Source organism: Rhodococcus sp. 105337 (assembly GCF_012844225.1).
Lineage (GTDB): Bacteria > Actinomycetota > Actinomycetes > Mycobacteriales > Mycobacteriaceae > Rhodococcus.
This window is the reverse complement of sequence record NZ_JABAGQ010000001.1, coordinates 147413-164841: the sequence shown is the minus strand read 5'-3', so window position 1 is coordinate 164841 and position 17429 is coordinate 147413. Positions and strand designations below refer to the sequence as shown.

Genomic DNA, 17429 nt, shown 5'->3' with positions numbered 1-17429 from the left:
CCCGAACCCGGTTCGCACACGGCCCGTCAGAGCAAGGGGGGTCCGTCCGTGGCGGCGGAGTCCGCTCCCCGCCGGTCCAGTTCGGCTCGGGCCCGGTCGAGACCGCCGTGCTCGAGTGCGGCAAGCCGAGACTCGCCGGACCATACCGTCTTCCCGCGCTCACGCACGGTGACACTCATCGATCCCGCGAGATGTTCGATCGCCCCGGGTACGTTGCGCCGCTCGGCGGGCAGCGGAACCGGGAGTACGTGGGCCGATCCGATGGGTGAGGTCGCCTCGATCTCGATACTCCACCGGCGGTTCCGTCCCTGTAGCGACCAGGTCTCGTCCGTGACGGTGGCCCGCACGGGCGAGGTCACGGGATTGCCCAGTCGCACCACCGGTCCGCCCGGCAGCGCCACGACGACGGCGGTCACCTCGGTACGCAGGGGGCCGGAGTGCACCTGGCCGCCGGCGAACGCCACACACGCCTCGGGATCGGTGAATCCCTGCGCCTGTCCCCACCACCACGATTCGGGGAAACCGCCTTTACCCCAGTTCTTTTCGCCGTAGACCTGTGCGCCGTCGAGGTCCCACTTCTCGTCCCTGAGTACCGCGTACCCTTCGGCGCGGGCCCCGAGAAGCCACGGATGCCAATACTGATTCAATGCCGGAACCGTCTGGAACACGCTCGACCCGCCGAATCGGCGCCGGGGCCAGGGGAGGGTGGGGACGATCCGGACGTCGAGTCGACCGTCCTCACCGAGGTCCATCAGGACACGGTCGGGGTCACCACGGAATGCCGATCCTGCTGTCGCTCCCAGTTGCGCCACGTCCGCTGCTGCTTCGGGATGCGTAGTCGTACGCAGGAATCCGTTGGGATGCGCGGCGAGACCCAGAGTTGCCCAATGCCCGTCGTCGGAGCGGTTGACGCCGCACAGTGCGATGATCACCCGCCCGGTGTCGGGCTGTGTGAACCGCCAGAAGTAGCCCTCCATCGCGACGCCGTGCGCGACGAGCGGGTTGCCGAACGGAAGATCTGCGCCGGTCGCACGATAGCGCTCGAGCAGCGACCTGTTGTTGCTCTCACGCGTCGCTCGGCGTCCTCGATGTTCCATCGGTTCTCCTTCTCGTCGGTACGGCACGTCGTATCTCTAGAGTGGAAGCGAAGTTTCGTGGAGACCGGGCGGAGCCCCCCGCAGCCGGAACCATTCGGTGCCGAACGCGGCCCTCAACTCTTCGTCGCTCATACCCAGCATGGGGCCGAAATCGCCGATCTGCGACTCGTGTGCGTGCATCGCCGCACGTTTGGCGGCGATCGCTGCGGACACGTCGACCGCGGTGGTCAGTTCACTCTCCGGCAGGCCGAATGCGTCGAGGTCCGGCGGCCGCGCGCCCTCCGCCATGTCGGGGATCGCCGCGAACAGCCGCTTCAGGTGGTCACGGTTCATGGAGGACTCGTACACGGCGTGATGCCCGGTCTGTGCCTCCGCTCGCACACCGACGCGGTGTACCTGAATGTGATCGGGGTGCCCGTACCCACCGTTCGGGTCGTAGATCGTCACCACGTCGGCATGCTCCTCCTCGATCACGGCTGCGAGGCGCGCAGCCGCCTCCTCGACGTCGACGCGAGCGAACGCGCCAGGGGCATCGTTGGCCGGTGTGCCCGCCATCCCCGAGTCCGCGTACCCGAAAGTGACCAGCCGCGACACTCCGAGGGCCTCGGCGGAACGTTCGACTTCGCGGATCCGTCGGTAGGCGAGGCTCTCTCCCGGGGCGAGCAGCCCGTCCGGGTGCTCGCCTTGTGCACCGTCGGTGGCAACGACGAGTACGACCCGGTGCCCCGCGTCGGCCGCCAGCCGCATCGCACCGCCTGTGGTGAACACCTCGTCGTCGGGGTGCGCGTGAAAGCATAAGAGGACGCCCATACCGTGAATGCTGGCACGGATAACTGTTCCGTGGGGTTACCCGGGCCGGAAGCGACCCGGGACGGCGAGGGTCGGGCATATCGACATCCCATCAGAGAAGAGAACGAGAGCACACGTGTCACAGAGGCTGGGCGGCTCGTACCGCGAGTTGTTCACCGCGCCGGGATCGGTGGCGTTCTGCGCGGCCGGATTCGTGGCGCGGTTGCCGATCGCAATGGTCGGAATCGGAATCGTCACCATGTTCTCGCAGCTGCGAGGCAACTACGGACTCGGCGGCGCGTTGTCCGCGGTGTTCGCCTTGTCGTACGCGTTGTTCACACCGCTGGTGTCGCGGGCCGTGGACCGGCACGGGCAACGCCGGGTACTGCCCGCTGCCGCGGTCGTCAGCGCCACGGCGATCGTCGCAATGCTCGCGGGCGTGCGCCTCGAGGCTCCCGTCGCGTTGCTGTTCGTGTGTGCGCTCCCCGCCGGTCTGATGCCTACGATCGGCGCGATGGTCCGCGCACGATGGACCGAGTTGTACGGCGGTACGGCCCGGCTCCGGACGGCGTTCGCGCTCGAAGCGGTGATCGACGAGGTGTGTTTCATCGTCGGCCCGGTGCTGTCGGTGGGGCTCGGAGTGGCGGTGTTTCCCGAAGCCGGCCCGCTGCTCGCCGCGATCCTGCTGCTCGTCGGAACCTTCACCCTCGCGGGGCTGCGAAAGACCGAACCGCCCGTGCATCGGCACCGCTCGGACTCGCCCGGCGTCAAGCTGCTCCGCTTGCCCGCGTTGCTGGCGATCATCGCGATGATGGTCGCGATCGGTGTGGTCTTCGCTGTGATCGACGTCGTTGCGGTCGCGTTCACCGCCGAGCGGGACGCGCCCGGCGCCGCGACCTTCGTGATCGCGCTGTTCGCGACGGGCTCGGCCCTGAGCGGCCTGGTCTTCGGGTCTCGGGTGGCGCATTCCGCGCCGGCACGGCAGTTGCTCATCGCGACGGCGGCACTGTCGGTCCTGCTGTGGCCGCTGCTGCTCGCCGGCACGGTCCCCGTCCTCGCGGTGCTCTATCTGATGGCCGGCTGCGCGATCTCGCCGGCCATGATCGTCGCCACCTCCCTCACTCAGCAGATCGTGCCCGCGCGTCAGCTCACGGAGAGCATCACGTGGACCGTGGCGGGCCTCGGCGTCGGTGTGGCCCTGGGGTCGGCGGCAGTCGGCCAGGTCATCGATCACGTCGGTGTCACCGCGGGGTTCGGAGTCGGTATCGCCGCAGGTCTGATCGCTGTGGCCTGCGCCACGGGGATCCATCTGCGGTCCCGGATACAGTGACGCGCATGACAGTCCGCGAAGTCGTCAGCGCCGACGGCACCCCACTCGTGTACCGCGCGTTCGGCCCCGCCGATGCGCCACCGCTCGTGCTCCTGCACGGCTGGGCGCAGTCCTCGACATGCTGGGGGGACGGCGTCCTCGACGCGCTCGCCCGGAACTTCCGGGTGATCGCCGTGGACCTTCGCGGCCACGGATACTCGGGGGCACCCGAGCGCGGCTACGACGACAGCAAGGCCTGGGCCGGAGACGTCGATGCTGTGTTCGCTGCGGAGGGCGTGTCCGAGCACACCCCCGCCGTCCTGCTCGGCTGGTCCTACGGCGGCCTCGTGATCTGCGACTATCTCGCTGCGCACGGTTCCGCCGCCGTCGCCGCCGTCATCCTGGTCGGCGCGGTCACGAGCCTCGGCCGCGGCGAGAAGGGCGGGCGGGTCGGCCCCTCGATGCGTGCCGCGATCCCCGGTGCGATGTCGGAGGACCCGCGCGACGCAGTGAGCGCGCTGGGCTCGTTCGGGAACGCCCTGACCGGTGCGGCCGAAGGCACGGGAGTCACGTCGCAAGCCCTGCTCGGCGCGAGTCTGAGTACCCCGCCGCGCGTTCGCTCCGCACTGTTCGCCCGGACCGTGAGCAACGACGACCTGCTGTCGGAGCTCGAGGTGCCGGTGCTCGTGCTCCACGGTTCGGACGACTCGGTGGTCGACGTCTCGGCCGCGCACCACGTCGTCTCGCTGGTGCCGCGCGGGACCACCTCCATCTGGGACGGAGTCGGCCACGGACCGTTCGTCGAGGATCCGGACCGGTTCGTCGACGAGGTGACGCGGTTCGCACAGTCCCGATAGCGGCAGTGCCCGGAGGGGCGCCGACGGCGCTCGTGCACGAGGTCGCTGCTCGCCTCGATCCGCCGCAGGGCAGTATGGAGGGGTGACCTCCCAGCCCAGCCGTCCGCAACGTGTGGCCGTGATCTCGGTTCACACCTCCCCGCTGGCGCAGCCCGGCACAGGGGACGCGGGAGGCATGAACGTATACGTCTTGCAGACCGCGATCCAGCTCGCACGTCGCGGTATCGAGGTGGAGATCTTCACCCGGGCCACGTCGTCGTCGGATCCTGCCGTGCAGCAGGCCGCGCCCGGCGTCCTGGTCCGCAACATCGCGGCGGGGCCGTTCGAGGGCCTCGACAAACACGACCTGCCCACCCAGCTGTGCGCGTTCGCGGCGGGAGTGCTCCGCGAGGAAGCGCGTCACCCGCAGGGGTACTACGACCTGGTCCACTCTCACTACTGGCTCTCCGGTCAGGTGGGCTGGCTCGCGCGCGACCGGTGGGGCGTGCCACTGGTCCACACCGCGCACACCCTGGCAGCGGTCAAGAATGCGTCGCTCGCCGCCGGCGACACCCCGGAGCCCGCCGCCCGCCAGATCGGCGAACAACAGGTCGTCGCCGAAGCCGACCGCATGGTCGCGAACACCGCCGACGAAGCGGCCCAGCTCGTGCGGATCTACGGGGCCGACCCGTCGCGCATCGACGTGGTGGCTCCGGGGGCCGACCTGTCGCGCTACCGCCCCGGCGACCGCGACGCGGCGCGCGCGGAACTCGGGCTCGATCCCCGTGAGACCGTCGTGACCTTCGTCGGACGCATCCAGCCGCTCAAGGCGCCGGATGTGCTTCTTCGGGCGGCCGCGCGTGCCGTCGCCGACGCCCCGGATCTTCCGCTGAGGGTGCTCGTCGTCGGCGGACCGTCCGGTACCGGGCTGGAACGTCCTGATGCGCTGATCGAGCTGGCCTCCGAACTGGGCATCGCCTCGCGTGTCACCTTTCTGCCACCCCAGCCGGCCGACCGCCTCGCGCAGGTATATCGCGCTTCCGATCTCGTTGCGGTGCCGAGCTATTCGGAATCTTTCGGTCTCGTGGCCATCGAAGCGCAGGCATGCGGCGTTCCGGTGCTCGCGGCGAACGTGGGCGGACTCGGCGTCGCGGTCCGCGACGGGCAGACCGGTGTGCTCGTCGACGGGCACCGCACCGACGACTGGGCGGCGGCCCTACGGTCGCTCGTGAGCGACCCCGGGCGGTTGCGAACTCTCGCGGCCGCAGCGCCGAAGCATGCCGAGGGCTTTTCCTGGGAACACACGGCAGAAGGATTGATCGACAGCTACCGGAAGGCAGGCATGAGACGAAACCGGGCGTTCGGGACGAGCGAGCACGCACTGCGACGGCAGCGCGGGCTGTGGAAGTTGCGGCGCACCGGGGGAGTCAAGGCATGACCGAGCAGTTGATCGAACGCATCGAATCCACCTTGCGGGACCGGGAAATCGAGTTCTCCCGGAAAGAAGGTGGTCACGTCGTCGTCGACCTGCCGGGCGAGAACAAACTCAAGACCACGGTTCTGCTGTCGGCGGGCAACCACGGTGTGCGCGTCGAGGCGTTCGTCTGCCGCAAGCCCGACGAGAACTTCGAAGAAGTCTTCCGGTATCTGCTGCGCCGGAACCGCCGCCTCTACGGGGTGGCGTACACGCTCGACAAAGCGGGCGACATCTACCTCGTCGGGCGGATCGCCGAGCACGCCGTGACCCCCGAGGAACTCGACGCGGTACTCGGCCAGGTCCTCGAAGCCGCGGATTACGACTTCAACATCATCGTGGGTCTCGGTTTCGTCTCGTCGATCAAGCGGGAGTGGGAGTGGCGCGTCTCGCGCGGTGAACCGTTGCGCAATCTGGAGCCGTTCCGGCACCTGATCGAGGAGCAGACCGGTACTCCTTTCGACCCCGCATCGCGCAACAACGAGGCCTGAACCGACTCCACCGAGCCGTGATCCGCGCCCGATTTGCGAGGCATGCGGTGGTCCTTTATGTGACGCTGCTCACATAACGGCGGCGTGAACCCGATTCCTCGGGCCGCGCATTTTCCGCTCGACCTGGGAAGTTACCTTCCTGTGTCCGAATTTCCTGAACGTCCGTGCAAGAAAACTGCGACGTGACCGCTCCGTGATGAGCGCTTACCGTCGTTGTAGGCCCGAAATCAACGGGCGTTACGCACCGGCCCCGCCGCAGCTTTCTGCCCCGCGGGTTGTTCGGATTCACAAGCTCAGGGCAGAGCGAGACACGCGATCACCGGAGCGGCACCGACCGACCGGATTGCCCGGCATATGCCGTCTCGCGAGCAACGCCACGAGAGGATTCATTTCACATGGCAAAGTTCGACATCAAGCGCACCCTCGGTACCGTTGCCGCCACCGCAGCACTCGTCGCCACCCCCTTCGCCTTGGGTACCGGAACGGCGAACGCAGCCTCCGGTAACTGGGATGCCGTCGCGCAGTGCGAGAGCGGCGGAAACTGGGCGATCAACACCGGAAACGGCTACTACGGCGGTCTGCAGTTCTCGCAGAGCACCTGGGAGGCCTACGGCGGTACGGGCTACGCGCACAACGCGTCTCGTGAGGAGCAGATCCGGATCGCGGAGAACGTGCTCGCGGGCCAGGGTCCGGGCGCATGGCCGGTCTGCGGCCAGTACCTCTGATCCTCGGATCGAGAGCGCACAACCCAGCTTGTGACGAGCCCTGCACGCGAAATAGTTCGCGTGCAGGGCTTTTCGTCCTTTTTCAGGCTCGGTCTCTTCCGGTGATCAGGGGCACGATTCTGCTGTGAGGTCTCTCACAGTCGTGCGGTATCGTTGCCCCGACGGTACGGCACCTGCGTGCCCTCGAGATCCGCTCGGAGGAGAACACATGAGTTTCCGCAGCCCTTTTCCCGACGTCGAGATACCCGACCTCAGCGTCTACGACTTCCTCTTCGGGTCCATCGACGAGGCCGATCTCGATCGGCCCGCGCTGATCGACGGCCCGTCCGGGGACGTGACCGACTATCGCACCCTCATCGGTCAGGTCGACGGGATCGCCGGTGCGCTCGCCGCCCGGGGTATCGCGGTCGGAGACGTCGTGGGCCTGCTCTCACCCAACGTTCCGGCGTTTGCCTCCGTATTCCACGGCATCCTGCGTGCCGGTGCCACCGCCACTACGATCAACGCGCTGTACACCGCCGCGGACATCGTCAAGCAACTCGAAGACTCCGAGGCCAAGGCTCTCGTGACGGTCTCGCCGCTCCTGCCGCAGGCAGCGGAAGCGGCGAAGGCTGTGGGAATCCCCGACGACATGCTCATCGTTCTCGATGGCGCAGAGGGTCATCCGTCGCTCAGGGACCTGCTCGCCGAGCGCGCTGCGGCTCCCGACGTGAGCTTCGATCCGGCGACGCATCTTGCTGTGCTGCCGTATTCCTCCGGCACCACCGGCCGCCCCAAGGGCGTCATGCTGACACACCGCAACCTGGTCGCCAATGTGTGCCAGATCAATCCGCGCATGGGGATCGGACCGCAGGACAGGGTGCTGGCGGTGCTGCCGTTCTTCCATATCTACGGCATGACTGTGCTCCTCAATGCGGCCTTGTCGAATCGGGCAGCGCTGGTGACGATGCCGAAATTCGACCTGGTCGAGTTCCTCGGTCTCATCGCCGACCGCAAATGCACCTACGTGTTCATCGCCCCGCCGGTCGCGGTGGCGCTCGCGAAGCATCCGCTGGTGGACCAGTACGACCTCTCGAGTATCCACACCGTGTTCTCCGGCGCGGCGCCGCTCGACAAGGCGCTGGGCGGTGCGGTCGCGGCGCGGCTCGGCTGCAACGTCCGGCAGGGTTACGGAATGTCCGAGATGAGTCCGGTGTCGCACGCAATCCCGTTCTCGGACAACGAGACCGAACTGGATTCTGTCGGGCCGGCGGTCGCCAACATGGAATGCAAGATCGTCGATCCCGTGACCGGTGAGGAAGTCGAGTACCCCACCGGCGAAGGAGTCTCCGAGCCTGGCGAACTGTGGTGCAAGGGCCCCAACATCATGGCCGGATACCTGAAGAACGACGAGGCGACCGCCGAGACTCTCGATGCGGACGGGTACCTGCACACCGGGGACATCGCGACCGTGGATGCGCAGGGGGCCGTCAGGATCGTCGATCGGCTGAAAGAACTCATCAAGTACAAGGGCTATCAGGTGCCGCCCGCCGAACTCGAGGCGTTGCTGCTGACCCATCCGCAGATCGCGGATGCTGCCGTGATCGGTGTCACCGACGACGAGGGCGAAGAGATTCCGAAGGCGTTCGTTGTGCGGCAGCCCGATTCGTCTCTCACGGAGCAGGACGTGATCGAGTTCGTCGCCGAGCGCGTGTCTCCGCACAAGAAGGTCCGGCAGGTGCAGTTCATCGACGTGGTGCCGAAATCTGCCGCGGGCAAGATTCTCCGTAAGGATCTGCGCGTCCCGTCCGCGTAGGAACCGGAACGGGACAGGGTCCGGACGCGCGTGCGACCCCTCGTCGCTGCGTCCGGGCCCTGTCCGGGGACGTTCGTCACCCTGCGAGGATGTGCGGCAACCCGGCGTGAAAGCGGTCCGCATCGACGCGACGGAACGGCTCGAGTTCCGGAGGTTCGTGCAGGCGGTGCATGGCGGGCGGTTGCGCCGTGGATCCCGAGGCGACGAGCAGGGCCGAGACGGCGGCACGCGCGGACTCGTTCGCTGATTCCATGGTGGCCAGGTCGATGTCCGTCCGCACGTAGTCGCCGGCGAGGAACAGGTTGGGAATCGCCGTGTGGGCGTCCGGCCTGTTCTTCCACGAGCCGGCGGTGTTGATGAGCAACGGCGTGTCGTTGGTGTTGTGTCCGCTCGCGGCGTTCCAGCGGACCCCCGGATCGAGGAACCACGAGACGAGGTCGTCGTCGCGCAGCACGGGTTCGCCGACATCGTTGAGGCAGCGCTGCATCTGCACCCACGTCTCGCGGGCGATCTCGTCGGGGGTGCACTCCTTGGCGGTTTTCCCGTAGAGGATTCCGGGAGTGTCCCAGTCGGAGATGTCGACGGACAGGCAGTCGTGGGCGCTCCCGTCGCCGTACCGCGCGGCGAAATCCCCTCGCCAGAACTGTGCCTGGCTGATCGAGGTGAGTGCCCACGGGGTGCCGAGATAGGCCACGTGTCCCTGCGCGATCCGGGTGGGTGCACGCAGGAAGTACTGGATACCGACCATCCAGTCCGTCGTGAGGTGGCGCATGAGTTCGAGCCGGGGATCGGCGTCGAGGACGGCCGGAGACCACAGCGGCACCGCGCGCTCGACGGGCATCGCCGCGACGAACCAGTCGGCGTCGGCAACGGCACGATTCCCCGAGGAGTGCGCAACCCGGGCCGCGGTGACCCTGCCGCCCGCGAGGTCGAACTGCTCTGCACGCCAGCCCATTTCGAATTTCACCCCGCGCTCGCGCAGGAGCGCTGCCCACGGGTCGATCCAGGCTTCGTTCGTCGGTGCAGAGAGCAGGCGGTCGAGGTGCCCGTAAGACGGTACGGTCCCCAGCGCGTTCCAGACGAACGCCTGGCCCATGATGCCGATCGTGCGGGTCGACACCGTCTGCGGACGGGCCGCGACGAGTTGCCGCGTCAGCGCGGAGACGAGGATGTCGCGGTAGCCCTGCGACTTGCCGTCTGCTTCCAGGGTCTGCGACCACGTCTGGTGTTCCCACTCGTCGTTGCGGCGTTCGAGGCAACTGGTCAGGAACATCACCAGTTTGCGTGCGAACACCGCGAGTTCGTGTGGGGGGATGGCACCGCCGAGGGAGAACGCGGCACCGAGCGACTGCTGCAGTGAGTCGAGATCGTAGACGTCGAGTCGCAGCGGGCTGATCGAAGCCGGTGCGGTGAGGTCCGGGCCTCCGGGCATCGACATCCGGAAGGCCGGGCCCGACACCAGGTTGTCGAACACTCCGTTCGGGTTGCCGGGAAACGGGATTCGCCGCATCGTCTCCGGGATGTGCTGATAGAAGCCGGGGAAGAACCGGAACCCGTGCTCTCCCGGTAAGTCGAGGCGGCCGCCACTGCCGGTGCCGGGGGACGGGATGCTGCGTGCCTTGCCGCCGAGTGCCGTCGGCTCGTAGACGGTGACGTCGAATCCGCGCTCGACGAGTTCGTGGGCGGCCGTGAGTCCGGCCATTCCGCCGCCGAGGATCGCGACGCGACGGCCGGTCGAATGGACCGCGGGCGCCCTCCGCACCGGGTGGGGCGCCCCCGCCCCCGGCGGACCGGCCCCGGCAGCGGGTGGCAGCGCGGCGGCGGCGCCGAGCGCACCCAAGGCGGTGAGGACGGAGCGACGGGACAGGCGTGCGTCGGACATGGAACCCCCCAGTTCGGCGACGACGGCGACAGCCGTGCGGTGCGTTCCCGTGACAACATTGGCAACGCACGTTGTCAAATATGGCCGATGATTGGCCCTCCCGTGGGCGAAATCGACGTCGCACCGTGTCAGGATTGGACCATGAGTATCGGAACACTGGTTCTGCTCCGCCACGGCGAGAGCGAATGGAACGCGATGAACCTCTTCACCGGCTGGGTGGACGTGCACCTCACCGACAAGGGCGTCGCCGAGGGCAAGCGCGCCGGCGCGCTGCTCGCGGAACAGGGTGTCCTGCCCGACATCGTCTACACGTCGCTGCTGCGCCGTGCGATCAGCACCGCGAACTTCGCCCTCGACGCCGCCGACCGGCACTGGATCCCCGTCGTCCGGGACTGGCGACTCAACGAGCGTCACTACGGCGCGCTGCAGGGCAAGAACAAGTCCGAGATCAAGGACGAGTTCGGTGAAGAGCAGTTCATGCTGTGGCGCCGCAGCTACGACACGCCGCCGCCGCCGATCGAGCCGGGCTCGAAGTACAGCCAGGACACCGATGTCCGGTACGCGAATCTCGACGAGGTTCCGCTGACCGAGTGCCTGAAGGACGTCGTCGAGCGGTTCATCCCGTACTGGGAGTCGACGATCTCGCAGGACCTGCTCGCCGGAAAGACGGTGCTGGTCACCGCGCACGGCAACTCGCTGCGTGCGCTCGTCAAGCACCTCGACGGTATTTCCGATCAGGACATCGCGGGCCTGAACATCCCCACCGGCATCCCGCTCCGTTACGACCTGGACGAGAACCTCCGCCCCCTCAACCCGGGCGGAACCTACCTCGACCCCGAGGCTGCCGCTGCCGGCGCCGCGGCAGTCGCCAACCAGGGCGCGAAGAAGTAGTGCCGCCGCCGTGCCCGCGCGCGACACGTCTCGTGCGGGCACGGCAAACGGTGGATGAACAACCGGACAATGCCCGCAAAAAAGGGCGTGACGTGCAGTGAACGTCATCGACCCGGTGTCGTCCGCCGTGCCGGTGTTACTACGATTCTCATCGTGAGTGTTACGCAGGCGGTCCTGCTGGCAATCGTTGCCGCGGTCCTCGGCGCCGTTCTCGCGCTGGCGGTGTCGCAATCGACCCGGCGACGCCGCGCCGCCGAGCGCGACGACGCGGGTCCCACCATGGCGGATGTTCTCGATCGCGTGGTCTACGGGTCCGCGACCGGTATCGCCGTCGTGGACAAATTCCATGACGTGATCCTGTTCAACCCCCGCGCAGAAGAGCTCGGGCTCGTGCGCAACCGTCTCGTCGAAGATCGCGCATGGGTGGTCGCCACCCGGGTCCTCCAGACGGGTGAGCCTCTCGAACTCGACCTCGGTCCCAAGACGCCCCACGGCCGCGACCACATCGCAGTGCGCTGCGTGGCACGAATACTCCTCGACGACGACCCCAGGTTCGTCGTCCTCTACGCATACGACGACTCCGAGCACGTGCGTATGGAAGCAACCCGCCGAGACTTCGTCGCCAACGTGAGCCACGAGTTGAAGACGCCGGTCGGGGCGATGGGACTGCTGGCCGAGGCTCTGCTCGAATCTGCCGACGACCCGGACAGCGTCCGGCATTTCGGTCGGCGGGTGCAGAGCGAGGCTGTCCGCCTCGGCAACCTGGTCACCGAATTGATCGCCCTCTCCAAGCTCCAGGGCGCCGAGAAACTCCCGGATCTCGAAGTCGTCGACGTCGACACGGTCATCGAGGAGTCCCTCGCGCGCACCCGTCTGACCGCGGAGAACGCCGACATCGAGATCACCACCGACAAGCCCTCCGGATTCGAGGTGCTCGGCGACCGGACGCTCCTCGTCACCGCGCTGACCAATCTCATCGCGAACGCGATCGCCTACTCGCCGCCGGGCTCACCCGTGTCGGTGAGCCGTTCACTGCGCGACGGGAAGGTCGCCATCGCGGTCACCGACCGCGGAATCGGCATCGAGAAGGACTACCAGGAGCGCGTGTTCGAACGATTCTTCCGCGTCGACAAGGCCCGGTCGCGCGCGACAGGCGGCACCGGTCTGGGTCTCGCGATCGTCAAGCACGTCGCCGCGAACCACAACGGCGAGATCACCCTGTGGAGCAAGCCCGGAACGGGATCGACCTTCACCCTGCTCATCCCCGCCCACGTGGAGGGGGACGTCGACGACAATTCGATGGCGGACCGTGAAAGCGGAGTCGGCCGGTGACGGACAACGCGACCCGGAGACCCGGGTGGCTCCCACGGAACGTACGGAGGACCAGGCAGTGACGCGTGTGCTGATCGTCGAGGACGAGGAATCGCTGGCGGATCCACTCGCCTTCCTGCTGCGCAAGGAAGGATTCGAGGCGACGATCGTGGGCGACGGGCCCTCCGCGCTCGCGGAGTTCGATCGCGCGGGGGCGGACATCGTCCTGCTGGATCTGATGCTGCCCGGCATGAGCGGCACGGACGTGTGCAAGCAATTGCGCAGTCGCTCCGGTGTCCCGGTGATCATGGTGACCGCTCGCGACAGCGAAATCGACAAGGTCGTCGGTCTCGAACTCGGAGCCGACGACTACGTCACCAAGCCGTACTCGGCCCGCGAGTTGATCGCCCGGATCAGAGCGGTCCTGCGGCGGGGCGCCGAGGCCGAGGTCGAGAGTGGACAACCCGACGGGGTGCTCGAGGCGGGACCGGTGCGCATGGACGTCGACCGCCACGTCGTGCAGGTCAACGGCGAGCCGATATCGTTGCCGCTCAAGGAATTCGACCTCCTCGAATACCTGTTGCGGAACTCGGGCAGAGTGCTCACCCGAGGGCAGCTCATCGACCGCGTGTGGGGCGCCGACTACGTGGGCGACACCAAGACACTCGACGTCCACGTCAAACGTCTGCGGTCGAAGATCGAAGCCGACCCTGCGCGACCCCAGCATCTGCTCACGGTTCGCGGACTCGGCTACAAGCTCGAGGAGTGACGAGCACCCCGCACACCGTCAGGAGTGGTTGTGCGCGGCTGTCGTCGCGGGGTGGACCGCGACGAGTCCCAGACCCTGACGTCGCCGGCACAGACGTGCCAGCTCGTCGTAGACGGCCGCACCGAGGAGTTCGGTGAGCTCGGGCGCATAGGACTGCCACACCGGACGTTCGCCGACGTGGGCGTCGGGGGAGCCGGAGCAGTACCAGTCGAGGTCGTGCCCACCCTCGCCCCAGCCTCGCCGGTCGTACTCGGTGATGACCGTCCGCAGGACGTCGGTTCCGTCGGGACGCTCGATCCAGTCCTGGGTGCGCCGGATCGGGAGCTGCCAGCACACGTCCGGCTTCATCTCGAGCGGTTCGATACCGCGCCGCAGGGCCATCTTGTGCAACGCGCAGCCGACCCCGCCCTCGAACCCGGGCCGGTTGAGGAAGATGCACGCGCCCTTGTACCGGCGAGTCCGGAGCGCGGGTTCGTCCTCGAGTTCGTCCTCTTCGAGGAAGCCCTTCTTGCCGAGCCCTTTGTCCATGAACTGCCAGTCGTCGGGCGTGAGATGTTTCACTGCCTTCTCCAGCTTGACGCGGTCGTCCTCGTCGGACATGAACGCGCCGTGCGAGCAGCACCCGTCGTCCGGGCGCTCGGCGATGATGCCCTGGCAGGCAGGTGTGCCGAAGACGCACGTCCACCGGGACAGCAGCCAGGTCATGTCTGCTGCGATGAGGTGCTCGTCGTTGTCGGGGTCGTAGAACTCGACCCACTCCCGCGGGAAATCGAGGGGAACCTCCGGGGCCGGATCGAGATTGCGTGGGGCGCCGGGCATACCTGCTGTCACAGGTCTCGACGGTAGACCCAGTAACGTGTTGATGTGCGCTTAGGGGTACTCGACGTCGGAAGCAATACCGTTCACCTACTTGTGGTGGACGCCCATCGTGGCGGCCATCCCACACCTATGAGTTCTACCAAGGCGACACTGCAGTTGTCGGAGAACATGGACGACGCAGGCGACATCACCACTCGGGGCGCCGATCGGCTGGTGGAGACGGTCGCCGAATTCGCAAGCATCGCCCGGACCTCGGGGTGCGGCGAGCTCATGGCGTTCGCCACCTCGGCGGTGCGCGACGCCGGAAACTCCGACGACGTGCTGGACCGCGTGCGCCGCGAAGCCGGGGTTTCTCTCGACGTGCTGTCGGGCGAACAAGAAGCGCGGCTGACGTTTCTCGCGGTGCGGCGCTGGTACGGGTGGAGTGCCGGCCGCATCCTGAACCTCGACATCGGCGGCGGTTCGCTCGAGTTGTCGTTCGGTGGGGACGAGGACCCGGACGTCGCGTATTCGCTCCAGATGGGCGCCGGGCGTCTCACCCGTGACTGGTTCCCCGAGGATCCGCCCGGCAAGCGGCGGATCGCCGCGCTCCGTGACTGGCTCGACGCCGAACTCGTCCAGCCCACCAAGCACCTGCGCCACGCCGGCGATCCCGACCTGTGCGTCGGCACCTCGAAGACCTTCCGGACGCTCGCGCGGCTCACCGGGGCCGCGCCGTCGTCGGCGGGTATGCGGGTGCAGCGCACACTGACCGCGAGCGGCCTCCGGCAGCTCATCGCATTCATCTCCCGGATGACCACGGCCGACCGCGCCGAACTCGAGGGTGTGAGCTCGGACCGGTCCCAGCAACTCGTCGCGGGAGCGCTGGTCGCCGAGGCGAGCATGCGCGCACTCGGCGTGGAAACATTGCAGATCTGCCCGTGGGCATTGCGCGAAGGCCTGATTCTGCGGAAGCTCGATACCGACATGGGGGGCGAACTGGTGGTGACTGCCGGATGACCGAGAATCGGAGAAACGACACGGGGCAGGTCTCCGTTGCCGAACTGCTGGCCCGTAACGGCCAGAAGGTGAACTCGCGCAGTGGTGGACGCCGTCGGCGTGGCACGAGCGGCGGAATCTCCGTCGCCGAGCTGACCGGCGAAATCCCCATCACGCGGGCCGACGACTCCGCGTCCGCCGGGACACGATCGGCCGACGCGGCACCACAGGTGCCGAAGGTCGAGCCGGTGGCGCCGTCCGTCCCCCGGGTGGAATTCGTCGTTCCCGAAACTCCGCGCGTCGAGCCCGTCGTGCCGGTCACTCCCCAGGTCGAGGTCCCCGAACTCGTCACCCCGGCACCGCCGTCGGCGACGGAGCTGACCACCGTGACCGCGCGCCCCGAATTCGGCTCGCCGACAGCAACACCCAAAAGTGGCCTCGGAGCCAAGCCCACCATCGCTTCCCGTTCGACCTCCGCTCCGCGAGGCGCGACGTCCGGCTCCCGCGGCTCGGCGCCGTCGGCAGCCGCGGTGCGGGAAGCACCGAAGGTCGAGTCGCCCACCGAAGTGATCCGGCCTGCCGCACTTCCTCGACGTGCCCGCGCACACCTGGGCATTTCGGCACCGGACACCCAGAGTGCGCCCGTGCCTACCCCGCGGGGCGGGGACGTCGCCGAGCCGCGACTGCTCTCCGGTCCCGCCAGCGACCTGCAAGGCACCGGCACCGAGGACGAGAACGACCCGACCGACACCTACGGCTTCGCCGAGCCGGTCGGGGATGCGCGGAAGGGCGCGCCTGGCTCCGCGGCCGGCGACGGTGCCGACACTCCCGCACGGGGCAAGCGTCGCCGGAAGAACACCGAGGACGTCCCCGAAAAGGCCTCCCCCCGGAAGGTCGCCCCGGCGAACCCGTCCGACGTGGACGAGCAGACGAGCGGCCGCACCTCCCGGGAAGACCGGACGGACGACGCCCCACAGGACGGTGCAGACGACGAGCCCGGCGGCAGCAGCCTCAAGCAATGGGCCCTGCTGATCACCGAAAGCGTTGCCGCGGTCGCCGCAGGGGCACTGTTGTTCAAGGGTTTCGAGAAGCTCTGGGACATGATGCCGTGGGTGGCATTCGGCCTGGCGTTGCTGGTGATCGTGGGTCTCGTCGCGCTGGTGCGGATTCTGCGCCGCACCGACGACATCGCCAGCCAGCTCATCGCTCTGGCGGTCGGCGTGTTCGTTGCGTTCGGACCCCTCCTGTTCTTGATGCCCAACGGGTGATGATCCGATGATGACGGCGAACGGCATACGGGTAGGGCTGTCGACCGCTTCCGTGTACCCCGAGAACACGGAAGCGGCCTTCCGATTCGCGGCGGACCTCGGATACGACGGTGTCGAACTCATGGTGTGGGCCGACCCCGTCAGCCAGGACCTCGGTGCGGTCGAGCGACTGGTGCGCAAGTACGGAGTGCCGGTCCTGGCGGTGCATGCGCCGTGCCTGCTCATCTCCCAGCGAGTCTGGGGCGCCGACCCGGTTGCGAAGCTCGAGCGATCGGTGCGGGCCGCGGAGATCCTCGGCGCGGCCACGGTGGTGATCCATCCGCCGTTCCGCTGGCAGCGTCGATACGCGGACGGTTTCCCGGACCAGGTCGCGGCGCTCGAGGACACCAGTGACGTATCCGTCGCGGTAGAGAACATGTTCCCGATGCGTGCCGACGTCCTGCTCGGCGGTCGTGAGCGTGGAGCCGAACGCCTCCGGCGCCGCGGACCGGGCCGGGCGGTGTCCACTTTCCGGCCTTCGCTCGATCCGACGGACACCGGATTCCCGCACTACACGCTCGATCTGTCGCACACCGCGACGGCCGGAATGGATCCGATGGCATTGGCCGACCGGATGGGGGACGGGCTGACCCACCTGCACCTCGCGGACGGCCGCGGATCGCCGGTGGACGAGCATCTCGTCCCGGGGGACGGCACCCAGCCGTGCGCGGACATGTGCCGTCGACTCGCGGACAGCGACTTCGCCGGACAGGTCGTGCTCGAGGTGAGCACACAGAGTGCGCGCACCCGGGCGGAACGCTCGGCCATGCTCGCGCGGTCCCTCGAGTTCGCGCGCCGGCACCTTGCCCGGCCGGCACGTCGCGCACTGACCTCGGGTCCGGAGCATCCGCGCCCCACGGAGGTTGCCCGGATACCCGCGCAGTCGGACGACGCCGACGCCGGCGACCAGCAGGGCGACGCCTGACACGACATCCCACCCGCTGTCGGGTACTGCT

Annotated in this window: 15 protein-coding genes and 1 pseudogene; 12 read left to right on the top strand and 4 right to left on the bottom strand. The window is 67.9% G+C overall.

All coding sequences use genetic code 11. The annotated features are described in order from the left end of the window. Positions 1-26: 26 nt before the first annotated feature. A complete protein-coding gene (locus HF886_RS00810) occupies positions 27-1097 on the bottom strand; it encodes a tocopherol cyclase family protein (protein ID WP_169651283.1) in 1071 nt (356 codons plus the stop codon). A 36-nt stretch (positions 1098-1133) separates the two neighbouring features. After that, on the bottom strand, positions 1134-1907 hold the full coding sequence (locus tag HF886_RS00805; protein ID WP_169651282.1) for a PIG-L family deacetylase: 774 nt from the start codon (positions 1905-1907) through the stop codon (positions 1134-1136). 127 nt (positions 1908-2034) lie between these two features. Between HF886_RS00805 and HF886_RS00800 the strand changes: the two genes are divergently transcribed. The 6 genes and pseudogenes from HF886_RS00800 (at position 2035) to HF886_RS00775 (ending at position 8516) form a co-directional block, all read left to right on the top strand. Further along, on the top strand, positions 2035-3216 hold the full coding sequence (locus tag HF886_RS00800; RefSeq protein WP_240954848.1) for an MFS transporter: 1182 nt from the start codon (positions 2035-2037) through the stop codon (positions 3214-3216). Positions 3217-3221: 5 nt separating this feature from the next. Beyond that, entirely contained in the window at positions 3222-4052 is an 831-nt protein-coding gene (locus tag HF886_RS00795; RefSeq protein ID WP_169651280.1) for an alpha/beta hydrolase, read from the top strand. Between the two features lie 82 nt (positions 4053-4134). Next, positions 4135-5469 (top strand): D-inositol-3-phosphate glycosyltransferase, encoded by a 1335-nt coding sequence (mshA, locus tag HF886_RS00790; protein WP_169651279.1) that lies wholly within the window; start codon positions 4135-4137, stop codon positions 5467-5469. Continuing rightward, on the top strand, positions 5466-5996 hold the full coding sequence (locus HF886_RS00785; protein ID WP_169619388.1) for a YbjN domain-containing protein: 531 nt from the start codon (positions 5466-5468) through the stop codon (positions 5994-5996). The genes mshA and HF886_RS00785 overlap by 4 nt, the downstream gene beginning before the upstream one ends. 395 nt (positions 5997-6391) lie before the next feature. Beyond that, positions 6392-6718, top strand: a pseudogene (locus HF886_RS00780) (transglycosylase family protein); the annotation flags it as partial. A 211-nt stretch (positions 6719-6929) separates the two neighbouring features. Then, positions 6930-8516 carry a 4-coumarate--CoA ligase family protein gene (locus HF886_RS00775; protein WP_169619392.1) on the top strand — a complete coding sequence of 529 codons (1587 nt, stop codon included), beginning with the start codon at positions 6930-6932 and terminating at the stop codon, positions 8514-8516. 76 nt (positions 8517-8592) lie between these two features. Here HF886_RS00775 and HF886_RS00770 read toward each other — a convergent pair whose 3' ends face one another. Further along, positions 8593-10398 carry an FAD-dependent oxidoreductase gene (locus HF886_RS00770; RefSeq protein WP_169651278.1) on the bottom strand — a complete coding sequence of 602 codons (1806 nt, stop codon included), beginning with the start codon at positions 10396-10398 and terminating at the stop codon, positions 8593-8595. Between the two features lie 141 nt (positions 10399-10539). Here HF886_RS00770 and HF886_RS00765 point away from each other — a divergent pair, with 141 nt between their 5' ends. The 3 genes from HF886_RS00765 (at position 10540) to HF886_RS00755 (ending at position 13369) form a co-directional block, all read left to right on the top strand. Continuing rightward, positions 10540-11289: a phosphoglyceromutase gene (locus HF886_RS00765; RefSeq protein ID WP_169619396.1), complete on the top strand. Its 750-nt coding sequence runs from the start codon at positions 10540-10542 to the stop codon at positions 11287-11289. Between the two features lie 153 nt (positions 11290-11442). Continuing rightward, complete coding sequence (locus HF886_RS00760) at positions 11443-12621, top strand: ATP-binding protein (protein ID WP_169651277.1); 1179 nt, start codon at positions 11443-11445, stop codon at positions 12619-12621. A 58-nt stretch (positions 12622-12679) separates the two neighbouring features. Beyond that, the gene (locus HF886_RS00755) at positions 12680-13369 is read left to right on the top strand and encodes a response regulator transcription factor (RefSeq protein ID WP_169619400.1); all 690 of its coding nucleotides are present in this window, start codon (positions 12680-12682) and stop codon (positions 13367-13369) included. A gap of 18 nt (positions 13370-13387) precedes the next feature. Here the strand turns inward: HF886_RS00755 and HF886_RS00750 are convergent, their stop codons facing one another. Beyond that, positions 13388-14188 carry a hypothetical protein gene (locus HF886_RS00750; protein ID WP_169651568.1) on the bottom strand — a complete coding sequence of 267 codons (801 nt, stop codon included), beginning with the start codon at positions 14186-14188 and terminating at the stop codon, positions 13388-13390. 45 nt (positions 14189-14233) lie between these two features. Between HF886_RS00750 and HF886_RS00745 the strand changes: the two genes are divergently transcribed. The 3 genes from HF886_RS00745 to HF886_RS00735 are packed head-to-tail and all read left to right on the top strand — an operon-like array spanning position 14234 to position 17398. Next, positions 14234-15187 carry a Ppx/GppA phosphatase family protein gene (locus tag HF886_RS00745; protein WP_169619402.1) on the top strand — a complete coding sequence of 318 codons (954 nt, stop codon included), beginning with the start codon at positions 14234-14236 and terminating at the stop codon, positions 15185-15187. Then, positions 15184-16434, top strand: coding sequence for a hypothetical protein (locus HF886_RS00740; protein WP_169651276.1), 1251 nt, complete (start codon positions 15184-15186; stop codon positions 16432-16434). Before HF886_RS00745 ends, HF886_RS00740 begins: the two co-directional genes overlap by 4 nt. Before the next feature lie 7 nt (positions 16435-16441). Then, positions 16442-17398 carry a sugar phosphate isomerase/epimerase gene (locus HF886_RS00735; protein WP_169651275.1) on the top strand — a complete coding sequence of 319 codons (957 nt, stop codon included), beginning with the start codon at positions 16442-16444 and terminating at the stop codon, positions 17396-17398. Positions 17399-17429 lie beyond the last annotated feature (31 nt).

Excerpts from the sequence above, each read along its gene's own strand:
- HF886_RS00750 (WP_169651568.1), bottom strand. The coding sequence starts at position 14,188 with ATGCCCGGCGCCCCACGCAATCTCGATCCGGCCCCGGAGGTTCCCCTC.
- HF886_RS00795 (WP_169651280.1), top strand. The coding sequence starts at position 3,222 with ATGACAGTCCGCGAAGTCGTCAGCGCCGACGGCACCCCACTCGTGTAC.
- HF886_RS00735 (WP_169651275.1), top strand. The coding sequence starts at position 16,442 with ATGATGACGGCGAACGGCATACGGGTAGGGCTGTCGACCGCTTCCGTG.
- HF886_RS00765 (WP_169619396.1), top strand. The coding sequence starts at position 10,540 with ATGAGTATCGGAACACTGGTTCTGCTCCGCCACGGCGAGAGCGAATGG.
- HF886_RS00770 (WP_169651278.1), bottom strand. The coding sequence starts at position 10,398 with ATGTCCGACGCACGCCTGTCCCGTCGCTCCGTCCTCACCGCCTTGGGT.
- HF886_RS00805 (WP_169651282.1), bottom strand. The coding sequence starts at position 1,907 with ATGGGCGTCCTCTTATGCTTTCACGCGCACCCCGACGACGAGGTGTTC.
- HF886_RS00785 (WP_169619388.1), top strand. The coding sequence starts at position 5,466 with ATGACCGAGCAGTTGATCGAACGCATCGAATCCACCTTGCGGGACCGG.
- HF886_RS00740 (WP_169651276.1), top strand. The coding sequence starts at position 15,184 with ATGACCGAGAATCGGAGAAACGACACGGGGCAGGTCTCCGTTGCCGAA.
- HF886_RS00775 (WP_169619392.1), top strand. The coding sequence starts at position 6,930 with ATGAGTTTCCGCAGCCCTTTTCCCGACGTCGAGATACCCGACCTCAGC.
- HF886_RS00810 (WP_169651283.1), bottom strand. The coding sequence starts at position 1,097 with ATGGAACATCGAGGACGCCGAGCGACGCGTGAGAGCAACAACAGGTCG.